General features: G+C 36.8%; 11 protein-coding genes. 8 read left to right on the forward strand and 3 right to left on the reverse strand.

Annotated features, from left to right (window positions below):
* Positions 1–17 precede the first annotated feature (17 nt).
* The 3 genes from IPI15_RS09440 to IPI15_RS09450 all read left to right on the forward strand — a co-directional run bounded on the left by IPI15_RS09440 (position 18) and on the right by IPI15_RS09450 (position 5,497).
* Positions 18–545 carry a YybH family protein gene (locus IPI15_RS09440; RefSeq protein ID WP_287401967.1) on the forward strand — a complete coding sequence of 176 codons (528 nt, stop codon included), beginning with the start codon at positions 18–20 and terminating at the stop codon, positions 543–545.
* A 1,332-nt stretch (positions 546–1,877) separates the two neighbouring features.
* Positions 1,878–4,724, forward strand: a complete 2,847-nt coding sequence (gene uvrA, locus IPI15_RS09445) for an excinuclease ABC subunit UvrA (RefSeq protein ID WP_287420017.1) — start codon at positions 1,878–1,880, stop codon at positions 4,722–4,724.
* Positions 4,725–5,341: 617 nt separating this feature from the next.
* Positions 5,342–5,497: a hypothetical protein gene (locus IPI15_RS09450; protein ID WP_287401970.1), complete on the forward strand. Its 156-nt coding sequence runs from the start codon at positions 5,342–5,344 to the stop codon at positions 5,495–5,497.
* A 38-nt stretch (positions 5,498–5,535) separates the two neighbouring features.
* Here IPI15_RS09450 and IPI15_RS09455 read toward each other — a convergent pair whose 3' ends face one another.
* Complete coding sequence (locus IPI15_RS09455) at positions 5,536–6,513, reverse strand: alpha/beta fold hydrolase (RefSeq protein WP_287420018.1); 978 nt, start codon at positions 6,511–6,513, stop codon at positions 5,536–5,538.
* The gene (locus IPI15_RS09460) at positions 6,500–8,077 is read right to left on the reverse strand and encodes a GMC oxidoreductase (RefSeq protein WP_287401974.1); all 1,578 of its coding nucleotides are present in this window, start codon (positions 8,075–8,077) and stop codon (positions 6,500–6,502) included. Before IPI15_RS09460 ends, IPI15_RS09455 begins: the two co-directional genes overlap by 14 nt.
* Positions 8,078–8,415: 338 nt before the next feature.
* Here IPI15_RS09460 and rsmA point away from each other — a divergent pair, with 338 nt between their 5' ends.
* The 5 genes from rsmA to pdxA all read left to right on the forward strand — a co-directional run bounded on the left by rsmA (position 8,416) and on the right by pdxA (position 12,659).
* Complete coding sequence (rsmA, locus tag IPI15_RS09465; RefSeq protein ID WP_287401975.1) at positions 8,416–9,210, forward strand: 16S rRNA (adenine(1518)-N(6)/adenine(1519)-N(6))-dimethyltransferase RsmA; 795 nt, start codon at positions 8,416–8,418, stop codon at positions 9,208–9,210.
* A gap of 12 nt (positions 9,211–9,222) precedes the next feature.
* Positions 9,223–9,669, forward strand: a complete 447-nt coding sequence (locus IPI15_RS09470) for a GatB/YqeY domain-containing protein (RefSeq protein ID WP_287401976.1) — start codon at positions 9,223–9,225, stop codon at positions 9,667–9,669.
* A 318-nt stretch (positions 9,670–9,987) separates the two neighbouring features.
* Positions 9,988–10,467, forward strand: a complete 480-nt coding sequence (locus tag IPI15_RS09475) for an Mpo1 family 2-hydroxy fatty acid dioxygenase (RefSeq protein ID WP_287401978.1) — start codon at positions 9,988–9,990, stop codon at positions 10,465–10,467.
* Between the two features lie 123 nt (positions 10,468–10,590).
* A complete protein-coding gene (locus IPI15_RS09480; protein WP_287401981.1) occupies positions 10,591–11,322 on the forward strand; it encodes a hypothetical protein in 732 nt (243 codons plus the stop codon).
* Positions 11,323–11,582: 260 nt separating this feature from the next.
* Positions 11,583–12,659 carry a 4-hydroxythreonine-4-phosphate dehydrogenase PdxA gene (gene pdxA, locus IPI15_RS09485; RefSeq protein ID WP_287401983.1) on the forward strand — a complete coding sequence of 359 codons (1,077 nt, stop codon included), beginning with the start codon at positions 11,583–11,585 and terminating at the stop codon, positions 12,657–12,659.
* Positions 12,660–13,213: 554 nt separating this feature from the next.
* Here pdxA and IPI15_RS09490 read toward each other — a convergent pair.
* Positions 13,214–14,854, reverse strand: coding sequence for an OmpA family protein (locus IPI15_RS09490; RefSeq protein WP_287401985.1), 1,641 nt, complete (start codon positions 14,852–14,854; stop codon positions 13,214–13,216).
* Positions 14,855–15,012: the final 158 nt, after the last annotated feature.

Genomic DNA, 15,012 nt, shown 5'->3' on the forward strand with positions numbered 1-15,012 from the left:
CAATAAATATAATTATAATGAAAATCAAAAACTATTTACTTTTCACTTCATTTTGTTTTATTGCTTTGTTTTTAATCATAGGATGTAACGCTCCTTCTGCAGATAAAGCAGCCAATACTAGTGAAGATTCAACAGCCCAGGTGGCTCCACTTGTCGACATGGAAGCTGTGAAAGCAGAAATTCAGGCAATTGAAAATACTTATGCAGCAGCTTACACTGCCAGAGATGCTAAGGCTGTAGTAGCTTTGTATTCAGAGGATGCAGTAAGTTTGAAGAATAATGCACCGCTAATAAGAGGAAGTGCAGCTATGTTGAAAGATCTTGAAGAAACTTTTGCAAAACCTTCCAAAGGTAATACTACCAAATTTGATGTAATAGAAGTTTATGGTGATGCCAAGACTGTGACAGAGATCGGAAAAACAACTGTAGTGGATTCCACAGGAAAGGTAACTTACTCAGGAAAATATATGGCAGTTTGGGAAAAAAGAGATGGCAAATATATATGCCTAAGCGATATCTCAAATGATGATGCTAAAGAGAAATAATCAGATTATTTAGAATTATAATAAGGCAGTGGACTATTTCCACTGCCTTATTTATTACAGTTGCAGAACAAAATAAATTTCCATAAAATCCCTGATATCATTCAATTTAAAGTCAGAAATTAGAAATTAGTTAACCTGTAATGCATTGCTGCCAAAATCAAAAATATAACTTGATGAGGCAAACTGTGATATGTAAATGTCGATTTGCACAATATCCCCTTCTGCAAGAGGGTGAACGACGAAGAAAAGGTGCAAAAGCGACCTTTTCAAGGAAGTGAAACGGAAAGAAGGCACGAAGAATGAGAGCCAAAGTGAAGTCAGAACATTTGAGAGGTACGATCAAATGCTTCTGTGATGCCAATGCGGAGTCTTTGAAGTAATTGCATTTTATTTTTTTTACGAATTATTGACTAACAATATTTTACGATTAATTATTTAGAAGAATTTAGATATTAGAAATTAGAATTTTTTTAACCTATAAATGCTTTACTTCCAAAGCAAAAACAATAACCTGAAGAGTATAATATTAAACGCAAATGCCGTTGAGTAGATTTCCCCCTTTTGGGGTAGGGTCATTCAGTTCTCCAAAATTTTAATATGTAACTCATTGATAAATTATTTTTGATTTGCTGCCAAAACCTATTTGTTTAAGCGACATTCGACACCCTGGTTACCGCCACCCCTCTGCCAGCTAGGGTTTATACACAAATAATTTTCATAGAAAATCCATTTGATTGTAGAGAATACATCTGATTGATTATTAGCTGATTATATGCAAAATGAATTTTGCAGACACACGAACTTAGGTTAACCTAAGCTCAGCGTTTCATAGCGAACGATGTACAATAATTAAAAATTAAAATTTTGATCGTGAGGTTCGGCGTAGGTTAACCTACGTCGGGGTGTCATCAAAGTTTACTTTGAAATAAACAAAAAGGATATGTATAAACCCTAGATCTGCCAGAGGGGAAGTTGCGACATCTTTTCTTCTTTTATTGAACGTATTGATATTCAGTACACTATATATACTAATTAAATAGAAGTGAATGACCCTGGCTTTTGAGGGGGGCAGGGGGAATCTTTTATATACCATCTTTACAATTAATTGACTACCGGCCTATTAAATTTAGTTATATAGAAATTCGCGTGTAATCCTTTACTTCCAAAATCAATTATTTAACATAGTTTCTTAATCACCTAAACTTTAATCATGTCTTATTCTCGATCGATTTGAACATATCTCTGTTTAAAACATTTAATATTGCCAATATTCATTTGTGTAGCTTTACAGCTTTTTTTATTACATAATTTATCTGAGGATTTAAATACCATATGCCAAAAGCAAAAGCAAAGAAACCGGAAGAATTTGTCCCAGCAAATAAATACGACAGATTTAACATCATTATAAAAGGAGCCAGGACTAACAATCTCAAGAATGTAGATCTGACTATTCCAAAGAACAAGCTCATCGTGGTGACAGGTGTATCGGGTTCAGGGAAGTCTTCTATCACAATGGATACACTTTACGCGGAGGGTCAAAGACGTTATGTCGAAAGCCTTTCTTCTTACGCCCGTCAATTTCTTACACGTGTGAAGAAACCCGATGTTGATTATATCAAAGGAATCTCGCCAGCCATAGCCATCCATCAAAAAGTGAGTTCGGCCAACGCCCGAAGCACCGTTGGCACACTGACGGAAATCTTTGACTACCTGAGATTATTATATGCAAGAATAGGGCGGACTTACTCTCCTATTACGGGCCTTGAAGTAAAAAAAGACACTGTTTCTGATATCGTTAATTTTATAAGCGAACAGGAAGAAGGCAGTCGTTATTCTATATTAAGTCCTTTTTATTACAATGAAGGTCATGAGCCATTAAAGGCAGTACTTGATCGTTATGAACAAAAAGGCTTCAATAGAGTATTTATTGATAGTCAAATGACGCGCATAGATGAGATCGTTCACGAAGAGGTAAAAGGAAAAAAGAAAACAAAAAAAGCTGAAGACAGTCTGGGGTTCATTGTCGTTGACAGGATTATTGTCAAAAAGGAGGACGAAGAGAATTTTAAAAGAATTGCCGATTCAATAGAAACAGCCTTGGCGGAAAGTATTGGACGATGTACCCTGTTGGACGAATCAGGAAATATTCGAGAATTTAGTACAAGATTTGAAGAAAATGGTTTTGTCTTTGAAGAACCATCTGTTGCATTGTTCAATTTCAATAGTTCTATTGGCGCATGCCCTGTTTGTGAGGGATATGGACTCGCTATCGGCATCGATGCAGATAAAGTAATTCCTAATAAGCACAAGACTTTATACGATCATGCTGTGGCTCCCTGGTCAGGCGAAAGAGGCAAAACTTATTTTACGCACATGATTCGAGGTGCTGAGAAAGTAGGCCTTTCCATACATAAACCTTACAATCAACTCAGCCAAAGAGAGATCGATATGGTCTGGGAAGGAACCAGGGAATTTGCAGGAATAGATGCTTATTTCAAAGACCTTATTTCATCCAGTTATAAGATCCAGGATAGGGTAGCGCTTGCCAGATATCGAGGCAAGACAGTTTGCCCCGAGTGCAAAGGAAAACGATTGCGCAAAGAAGTTTTGTTCATCAAAGTGAATGGTAAAGACATCGCCGATCTGGGTAATATGGACATTAATCAGTTGTATGATTTTTTTGCCAATATTGTTCTAGATGAACAGGATCAATCAATCGCCGCGCGCATCCTGATGGAGATCAATAGTAGATTATCCACCATGGTTTCTATTGGTCTCGGATACTTATCACTTCAAAGACCTGCCTCGACACTTAGTGGAGGAGAGACTCAAAGAATCCATTTGACCAGATTACTCGGGAGTAACCTCACCGGATCTATGTATTTGCTGGATGAACCATCTGTTGGTCTGCATCCGCGAGATACCGCCAACTTAATTTCTGCATTAAAAAAACTTAGAAATCTTGGAAATACAGTCATCCTAGTCGAACACGAAGAAGAAGTCATAAAACACGCCGACTTCCTGGTAGATATGGGTCCTGAAGCCGGCATCATGGGAGGGGAAGTAATATTCACAGGAAATTATACAGACATTGAAACTAGTCCTGTCAATAATAGCCTGACGATTGACTACTTACTTGGAAGGAAAAAGATAGAAGTTCCATCACAAAGACGCGTCAGCCGCAGTTTTTTGAAGATGGAAAAGGTCAACCTGCACAATTTGAAAGATGTCGATGTCACCATTCCTCTAAACTGCATCGTATGTGTAACGGGTGTTTCCGGTTCGGGCAAAAGTTCACTAATTAAAGGTGTACTTTACCCAACTTTGGAAAATGCAATTCAGAATGATTTAACTGAAGCTTCTACCAATTTCATTCAGCGACTTAGTGGTGATATCAAGCGGATCAACAAAGTGGAAATGATCGACCAACAACCGATCGGGAAATCCTCAAGATCCAATCCTGTTACGTATGTCAAGGCTTATGATTATATCCGGGATCTCTTTACATCACAACCGATGTCAAAATTGCGTGGTTTTAAACCGAAACATTTCTCCTTTAATGTGGAAGGTGGAAGATGCGAAACTTGCAAGGGCGAAGGAGTCACGGTAGTGGATATGCAGTTCTTAGCAGATGTAACATTAGTCTGTGAAGAATGTAAGGGTATGCGTTTCAAAAATGAGGTACTCGATGTCAAATACAAGGACAAGAATATTTTTGATGTATTGGAGATGGACATCATGGAGGCAGTCACCTTCTTCGAGGGCAATAACGAGATTATCAACAGGATAATGCCTTTATATGAGATCGGCCTTGGTTATGTTAGGCTGGGACAATCCTCCTCAAGTCTTTCAGGGGGTGAAGCACAAAGGGTTAAACTGGCAAGTTTTCTTACCAAGGAAAATAAAGTAGCACATACACTTTTCATATTCGATGAACCTACGACAGGTCTTCACTTTGAGGACGTCCGAAAGCTGCTCATCGCCTTCAACAAACTCATCGAAAAAGGCAATTCCATCATCATTGTCGAGCACAATATGGAAGTCATTAAATCGAGTGATTATCTGATCGACATTGGACCTGAAGGTGGTGCTGAAGGCGGGGAAATACTTTATCAGGGCGTGCCGGAAGGACTGCTGAAGGTAAAGAAAAGCCATACGGCGAAGTACCTTAAGGTTTGATGAAATTTTGAATGCTGAATGCTGGATGTTGAATGTCGTGAAAATAAGCAATCTACTAAAGGTCAGTTGAGAAATGCGCTGAGAAAAGAAAAAAAGCTCAGCGAAATCTGCGAGGAATTTCTTTTTTAGGTTCTCGCAAAGGCGCCAATGCCGAGATAATTTCAACACACATTGTTATGCATATAATTTACAAAAAAATAAGTCCAGAGCTCTGGGCCGTAGGTCCTACCTATTTGTAATAACATATGATGATCTGATCACTTGCCCCGCAGGTGGCTACCTACATCCGAATCAAATTTTTAGTGAAAAGAAAACTTGTGCTCACTCAAAAGCGAAAAGTATTATTGAGTCAGCCAAGGCAAGTTAGTCTCATATTAGAGTTCAAACTTATTCAGTGAAACTGAATGAACGTTGTATCATTTGACGCCGGTAAAATCCTTTTGTGACCTTAAAAAAAATTACTATTGAAACACTATTTGGAAAACAAAGTAAGTCACTTTCTTATGAATCAAAATCAAAAAACCTTTGTGTTCTTATATGTTTGTGTAAAAATCCTTCATTGACTATTATCTAAAAATCAAAAAAATTTCCCCATCTTTGTATGACAAATCGTCTCAATGAAAAAGAAAGCAAAACTCAAAAAATCCCGCACCCGCCTATACAATCCCCATGACGGCAGCACTCGCCCCGCTATACAAATTCATGAAGACAAGCGTAAGAAACAGAAGTACAAAAAAATTAATAAATTCGTTGATCCTGACGAAAACGGATAGCTTAAATGTATGGATTAGGTAAGCTGTAGCCGATAAATTTATTTACTATTTTCTAAGAAATCAATTACAGGTTTCAAGCTTTCTTTTGGGCTTTCCTCCATCGGCACATGACCACATTTATCCAGGAGAAATAAAGAATTATTTGGCAAATCTTTTTGGAATTTATAAGCATTTTCTACCGGGATTAATAAATCATTCTCACCCCATATAATTAGTGTTGGCTGTACAATATTCTTAATTTTTATATATGCATTTTCATCATCTTTCATCTTGAATCTATCCACAAATGCTTGGCGATTGCCTGCTCTTAATGTAAGATCAAAGTACCTGTCAACCAGCGAATCCGTTACTTTTGATTTATCGAAGTACACATTTTCAACACTGGATCTAACTATAAATCGTGGAGTTATAAATGTAAGTATTTTATTCAACACCGGCATCCTACCTATTTTAAATCCAACGGGAACACTCTTAGATTTTAATGGATATCCTGCAGCATCAATTAGAATCAATTTTTTCGCCATTTCCGGTTGCTCAAGGGTGAAATTCCATGCTATCTGACCACCCAATGAATTACCTGCCAAGACACATTGTTTAATGTTTAGTGCCGTTAAAAATTCTTTTAAAAATGCGGTATAATGTAACATCGAATAGTTACCATCTGGAAACGGCCCCGTCAATCCGTAGGCCGGAAGATCCATTCTTATTACTCTATTTGTTTTCTTCAAAATCTCAGTCCAGGCATCAAAAGTATGCAAACTGGATGCGGTGCCATGGATAAGTATGATTGGAATAGTGTCATTCAGGTCTCCTTCGTCGCGATAATGCACCTCCATGCCATCTACTAAAATGAAGGAAGAAGCTTTATTAGTATATTTAGGTTTTAATTCATTTAAGGAAATATCCCGATGACCAAATAAGAGAATTATTCCTATTATTATTAATGAAATAAAGATCAAAATAATCTTTGAAATTCTCATTAAATGACTTTTCAAGTTGTAATTATTCTGTTCCATCTGACTCATTTTTAAATGGAATTTGGTGCATTGCATGTTCTGCAATGGCAGCTATTGATAAGGATGGATTTACACCCGGATTTGATGAAATCATAGAACCATCAATAATATAAAGGTTTTTATATCCAAAGATTTTATTGTTTTTATCAATCACACCTTCTGAAATGTTTTCGCCCATGACAGCGCCTCCAAGTATATGGGCAGTTGAAGGAATACCTGCTAGCGTTTCCAGAGCAAAAGAAGTACTTACGCCATTTACAGCATTACTATATTCTTTAATTAATTTAACTGATTCCGGAATAAAAGGCGTTGGTTTTTTACCAGAACTCACGGATGAACTCATAAAACCAAATGCATTTAATTTAAATTTAATCGTGCTATCTAGGGTTTGCATAAATAGGAGAACGACTGTTTTCTTTGCCCAACTATTAGCAAAATAAATTTTAAAATATTTTATGGGAGATTTTATTAGTGATACTAGCACCATTGCCAATCGAGTGAAGACATTACTGCCCGTGACATAAGGAAGATGTACGAGCTTCCACGCATTGGAACCTTCAGAATATCTGCATATTTCCAAGTGACTATTTTCATCTGTGTCTAATATGCTTCCAATGGCGACACCTTTGGAAAAATTTGTTTCTTTTTCAAGACTAGATACACTCACCAGGGTCTCATTATTGGTTCGTATATCATGCCCTATTCTATCTGAAATATTGGGTAACGAATTAGTTTTTAATTTGAGCAGAAGTTTTATTGTGCCTAATACTCCTCCCGAAAAAATTACTCCTTTGCTCTTTAATATTTTACTTTTAGTAAAGAGTTTCGTACTTGTTTTTATGGACACTTCATACCCATTTTCACCATCTTCGGAATCTATTGGTCTGACATCAAAAACTTCATGTTCGGCTAGTATTTCAGCACCATATTTTTGGGCCAGGTATAAATAATTCTTATCCAAAGTATTTTTAGAATTATTTCTACATCCGGTCATACAAGCACCACAATAGTTGCACCCTGTTCTGTCGGGTCCCATGCCTTCGAAATAGGGATCCTCTTTGGTGACATTTTCTTCTCCAAAATATACTGCCACATTGGTAGCGTCAAATTTATCTTCCATCCCCAGTTTTTGTGCCACTTTTTTCAAACCTAAATCCCCGTCAAACAACTTCGGGTTTTTGGTGGCACCAAGCATTTTTAAGCTTTCTTTGTAATGCGGAGCTAGTTCAGTTTCCCAGTCTAAGAGTTTGCTCCAACTTCCTGTTTTGAAAAATGTTGATTTAGGAATGGGCAATGTATTAGCATATACCAATGAACCGCCACCGACTCCTGTTCCTGACAGAACAGCCACATGTCGGAAGATGGTTAATTTCATTATACCGAAGAAACGCACACTAGGCAACCAAAGCCATTTTCTGAAATTCCAGTTTGTCTTTGGGAAATCCTCTGCCTTGTACCATTTTCCTTTTTCGATCACTAAAACCTTATAACCCTTTTCGGATAATCTTAATGCACTGACCGAACCGCCAAAGCCACTTCCAATAATAATATAATCGTACTCCATTTTTTGTCTTGTAGTATTATTTATCATAACTCTAACACTGGTTAAATATAATAATTTAAGTTTCAGTAGTCAAGTTTTCCTTTTTGATGAAGAAATTTAAATTTTAATAAAAATGTTAGATTTTAGATGGCTTTTCATTAATAGCATGGAAATTTATTCTATTAAACCTATTATAGAAAAAATATGAATCAATTGACTAAACTCCCCGGCGTCACTTTGGCTAGTCGGGCAAGCATCTAACATCGAACATCAGCCATCTACCTTTGTTTCTTAACTACCGAAACTTGAGTATAATAATTTATAACCATTACCTTTGTGCTTTCATAAACATAACCTCCATGTCCAAAGATCAGCAGTATAATACCAAAAAGTCCATGGGGCAGCACTTTCTCAATCGGCAGGACATTGCTGATAAGATCGTAGATGCACTTGACTATAAGACCACTCAGGGCAGGGTGATGGAGATAGGTCCCGGGCCTGGGATTCTTACAGAATTACTTATTGGCAAAGGTGCAAAGTTGAAATGTGCCGAATTGGACTTTGATATGGTGGCGGTATTGGAGAAAAAATTTCCAAAACTAAAAGATCAAATTATTCAGGGTGATGTGCTGAGACTTAATTATAATGACGTATTTGAAGGAAAGGATTTTAATATAATCGGCAACTTCCCTTACAATATATCTTCACAGATCGTCTTTCAGATCATTCAATATAAAGAATTAATTCCTGAAATGGTCGGCATGTTTCAGAAAGAAATGGCAGAACGCATCATTGCTCCTCCTGGTAGCAGGACTTACGGTGTCATTAGCGTGCTGACGCAGGCATGGTACATTGGCACAAGGGTCATAGACGTGCCTCCTTCTGCATTTACACCTCCACCGAAAGTAAATTCTTTAGTCATCAAATTGACGAGGAGGACGGATGATAATGGAATTCACGATCCAAAAGCATTCATTCGGGTAGTCAAACAAAGCTTTGGTATGCGGCGTAAAATGCTGAGAAATAATCTTAAAGCACTATTTATAGATCAGAGTTTACTCGAAGGAGAGTTTTTTAACAAGCGTGCCGAGCAACTTTCACTTGAAGATTATGTTAACCTGACGAATTTATATTTATCACAAAAAGAACAATAAAACTATAGTAATATGACCTTGGAAGAAAAAATAAATGAAGATCTTAAAACTGCTATGAAAGCAAAGGATGCGGCAGGGCTAAGAGGTGTTAGAGCTGTCAAATCAGCTATTTTAATTGCTAAGACGGATGGTTCTGGCAATGAAATCAATGAAGAGAAAGAAATTCAAATACTCCAAAAATTAATCAAGCAGCGCAATGATTCTTTGGAGATCTATGAAAAACAAGGTCGTGAAGATCTAGCAGTCGTCGAAAGTGAAGAAATCGCTGTCATTATTAAATATCTACCTGCGCAGCTTGAAGGTGAAGCACTTGAAGCCGAACTAAGGGCTATTATCGCTGAAACAGGCGCCACCTCAGCCAAAGATATGGGCAAGGTCATGGGCGCAGCAAACAAGAAGCTTGCCGGAAAGGCCGATGGGAAGTCGATCTCAGAAGTGGTGAAGAAATTACTTTCTTAAAAAGTTAATATTAAAATATGGAAAGGGGAATGAGTACAAATTGTATTTATTACCCTTTTTCTTGGAAAGGCAGAAATTAGAAGTCAGAAATCAGAAGTTAGAAGTCAGAAATTAGAAATTAGAATGATCGTCCGTCGAGAATTTTCGTATCACCTGATCACCTATCACCTGATCACCTGATCACCTGATCACCCGATCACCCGATCACCCATCACCCGATCACCCGATCACCTGATATAGAATCATTTACAATTTATAACTCACCATTTACAATTTTTCCAAATTCTTGTTTAACTTAGTTGCCATAAATACACAAAGATGGATGCAACGCAGACAAAATTAGAAGGCTTATTGCTTGAATATGGTTCAAGTCATCAGAACGCGCTCAATAAATTTATACACTGGATATGTGTTCCTGCCATCATGTTTAGCCTTGTTGGTATCTTGATGTCAGCTCCAGTACTTTGGGGTGCAAAAACTTGGTACAATAACCTTGGTGCCATCGTTTTATTTATAGCATTGTTTTATTATTGGAATTTATCAAAACCACTCACTATTTACTTTGTATTTATATCTTTGGCATTATTGTTTGGCAATTGGAAGCTATTTGGCTGGTTGGGATGGAATACCCAACATTTATTTTATTATTCGATAGGAATATTCGTGGTCGCATGGATCGGACAATTCATAGGGCACAAGATCGAAGGAAAAAAACCATCATTTATCAAAGATTTACAATTTCTTCTCATAGGTCCTGCTTGGTTGCTTAGTTTTATTGTCAACAGAAAAGGCCTTTAACCGGAATTAAGGATTTAACCTCCTTTATTGGGGCTTGCCCAACAATAAAGGCGAGATTGGCCTAAGGTCGGGGTGTTTTTATCATATTTTGAAAATAATTTTTAAAAAACAAATTTCAACACCATGAATAAAATTGGCATTCGACAGTTTGTAATATATTTTTCAATTTTCATTTTTCAATTTTCATCAATTTTTGGCCAGTCCAACCCACTTAATCTCCCTCAAAAACTTTACTTCAACCAGGCTTATATTTATGAATATTCCTCCTCCGTGATTCCCGAAGGTGAATATGGACATTCGGGGCAGATTACTGTGTATTTTAATGAAAAGAATAATTGCTGGTTGTTTACAGATGAAAGTTATGGTGTAGGATATGCGGAAGTACAATGGGTCGTGGGTTTCCCAAATGGGATCTATCTTACTGCTATATCTGATGATTCAGGACAAAAAAGCCTATTAAGTGACACAATTAAATTTTCTAAAAAAATAGAAGAGCGCCTTAGTGAAATTGGTAGTTTCGAGGAAACTCATAAAAATACCGGAGAAATGCGCACCTATGGAAAGGATGCAATGGGTTTCCCGCTTTATAATGCCGATCATTATACAATAGTCAATACTAAGAATCGCGATGTCATTGATCAGTACATCACTAACAGCAGGATTATGGCCAATTCGCTTTATTTCTTCAATGATCGTAAGGCTGAATTAAAATTACCTTTAAAATTTCCTACGGATATCCCTATGGGCATGCTTGTATTGGAAGAAATAACTAAAACTATTGATGGTGAATTCCATTTAAAGCTCAAGGACGTAAAGAATATTGATTATGCAATTAATTTAAAAGAGTATTGGTGAAGTAACAGTGTTTAGTTAACCAGTACATAATGATTAGTATATTTTCAAAATAAACCAATCACTAAAGACTATCCGACAAAAAATTGCCGTGCAGAATTTAATCATGTTTTCGTGGCCCAGATAAAATGCTAATGTGCTAACGAGCTAATCTTCTAACTTGCTATTTTCCTTAACCATTCAGCTTGAATAATCCTTGCTTCAACATCAACCTGCAACTTTCTCCTTAAGAAAAATTATATTTGCAGACTAAAAATTCAAAAATGACTATACCTAAGATAGGTTTTTCAATAGGTGATATTAATGGCGTGGGTCTTGAGGTAATCCTCAAATCCCTTGTCAAATCTAATTTTTCAAACTATTTTGTACCGGTTATATACTGTTCTTCTATATTAATCCAGGATTATAAAAAATCGCTTGGCTTGGACGATAACCTTTTTTATTTTATGAAAGATGAAGACAGTCCGAAACCTAAAAAGATAAATGTATTTTCATGTTGGAAGGAAAATGTGGTTATCACTTATGGAGAAGTCAATGAAACTGGTGGTAAATATGCAGGGATTTCGCTGGATGCAGCTCTGGATGCAGTTAAAAATAAGCGTATTGATGCTTTAGTTACCGCTCCGATCCATAAAAAGTCAATGGAAATGTCAGGTTTTGGATTTCCAGGACACACAGAATTTCTGGCAGATAAGTTTTCCGGTAATAAAAGTCTGATGCTCATGGTCAATGATGATCTTCGTATAGGGGTGGTCACAGGCCACATCGCATTGCAAGATGTTGCAAAGAGTATCACTAAAGCCGCTATTATTGAAAAAACACAGATGCTCACCCAAACACTTAAAATGGATTTCGATATTCAACGTCCTGTCATAGCTATTCTGGGGCTTAATCCACATGCAGGGGATCAAGGTTTATTTGGTGATGAAGAAGCCAAAGTAATCCAGCCTGCTATCGATGAACTTAAGAAAGCAGGTCATCTGATCATGGGTCCTTATCCTGCTGATGGATTTTTTGGATCCGGTCAATTCAAAAAGTTCGATGCCATTCTTGCAATGTATCACGATCAGGGACTCGTACCTTTCAAAACACTAGCTTTTGGTGGTGGTGTGAATTTCACTGCAGGACTACCCATTGTTCGCACTTCACCGGATCATGGTACCGCTTTCGACATAGCCGGGAAAAACCAAGCTTCTGAAAGCTCCATTCGTCAGGCTACCAATCTGGCTATCGATATCTGCCGAAACCGCACAGAATTTCTTTCGCTCACCGCTAATAAACTCACTGCGCGCAAAGGAAAACTTGACGGTGAGGATGAGATCATCACGGATATGGAATAATTCTCAAAAAGAAAGATGAAAATTGAAAAATGGAAAATTGCCCACAGGATAGTTTCCAATTCTAATTTAGTTTCTATAAATCATAAAATGCCAACTGTAGGGACAGGTCGCGACCTGTCCCTACAGTTGGCATTTTATGATTTTCGTATATTATACTAAAAGGAATTATGTATTTGACCAATATTTTGCCGTATAATACCGAGCTGAAAGTCGTTTGACCATCCCGAAACTTCGGTATGGACTATTACGAATTTACATTCGCTATTATTAGCATCCAGTACTATAAAGGATATTGAATCAACTTGTCTTGCCAGGACATACTCGCTGAAATAGTAGAGAAATTGGGCTATTAAAATAAAAAAAAAGTCCAACCGATTAAAATATAAACATGTGCATGAAATCTGTTTTTGGGACTATCGGTTGGACAGAAACTGATAATTAGGTTAAATATTCTACAATAATACATGCAAAACATATGCCAAAAATCAATAATTTATATCTATTTGGTAATTAAGTTGCTAAATTTAATATAATTTTTATTTTAAATATGTAAACTACTTATATACAGTAAATTCCACTCTTCTGTTTTTAGACTTTTTTTCTTCAGTTGAATTATCATTTAATGGCTCACTTCTGCCTTTGCCCTCCGCAGTAATCCGCTTAGGATCAATTCCACCCTTTTTTACCAGATAATCTTTAATAGCAGTGGCACGTTCGAGGGATAATTGAATTAAACTCTGTTCTTCCCCCACATTATCTGTATGACCTGATATTTTCATTTTCAGGGCCGCATTCTTATTCAACACTTGAGTTATAAGATCTAAAGACTCATAAGATTCATCTTTTATTATAGCCGTAGACTGAACAAAATAAATATTATTAAGGGTAAACTTTTCCTCTTTATCCTTGGGTTCAAGATACAACGTAATTTCCTGCATTGTAATCTCATCTTTGTATAATTCAGAAAGTTTTACATCTTTATTTACACCTGTATATCCTAATTTTTTGGCTTTAATCATTATGTCATCTTCATCGGTAAATGAATAATAAATAGTACCATCGATGGTATTCAGCGTCTGTGTATAGAATCCATCAGATAGTTTACCATAGACTACCTCTCCATTTATTGGTTGGCCGGTTAGTGAGTTGACGACTCTTATGATCAAAGTTTTCTTGCGCTCATTTTCCTTCATTGGGTGAAAAGCGGATCGAAATATGTCACTGGTCCCATCTCTCTTACTAGTAAAATAAATATATCCGGTAAATTCATTGACAAAAGGCTGAGAATCATCATATACAGAATTGATTGGAGCGGGTAACAAACTAGGTTCACTCCAGTTTTGCCAACTTTCATCCAACCTTCTGGCTACATAAATATCATTGCCACCATAACCATCCGGCTTATTGGAAGAGAAATAGATAAATTGGCCATCTCTTGAAATAAATGGTGTGGTCTCTCTGTATATCGAATTGATCTTTGAACTCAACGGCAATGGCGAAGTAAAAAGATTGTCATCCACCTTGAAGCTTACGTATAAATCATTACTTCCAAGAGAGCTTTGTCTGTTCAATGACATGATTATGACCCTGCCATCTTCACTCATAGTAAGATTGACATCAGGACTCAATGAATAGTAATCGTATATAAACAGCGGTCTGGGAAATTGCCAATTGTTATCTCCCACATGTTTGATCGTAGAGAATCCTTTGTACATACTCCCATCCTTGTAAAATTCATTGATGACGATCAGTTCATTATTGTTAGGAGTAAGTGAGCAAACGCTGTTAGGAAGGGCACTGTTGAGTGGATAGTCTGGATGCTGGATATTGTTAAAATCTCCATTGCTCCAGGTGGCTACCCATACGTCCTGATTGAAAGCATTATCAGTGACACTGCTGACTTTTTTTCCTGAGAGCGTCTGGTAAATATTTGACAACTCATTTTGATAATCATTAAAGCTGAGTGAGGTGCTTAGATCAAGATTCTCATCCATCAGCGTCCTGTTGAAATCAGGATGTCCTACCCTCGTAAAATAGATTGTGAGCCCATCTTTACTAATGACGGGATTGATCTCATCGTATTTGCTTGAATTAATCTTTGTGTTAAGTTTCTCGACCGGACTCATTTCATAATCAGCGTTGGTAGTCCAGGGAAACACCAGACTTTGAAGCAAAAAACAAAGACTTAATAACATTATGTTATTTTTAAAATTGAAAAAAATAGAGAACAAATATATAAATAAATAATAATATGTCAGCTATTTTACAAAGCTACATTAATTTGTCCTATCACTCAATTCAATTGTAATTTAATATTATGATACTATGAAAGGGGGTGCTATTTAGCTTACGA

It is taken from the genome of Candidatus Brachybacter algidus, assembly GCF_016707225.1.
Lineage (GTDB): Bacteria > Bacteroidota > Bacteroidia > Chitinophagales > Saprospiraceae > Parvibacillus > Parvibacillus algidus.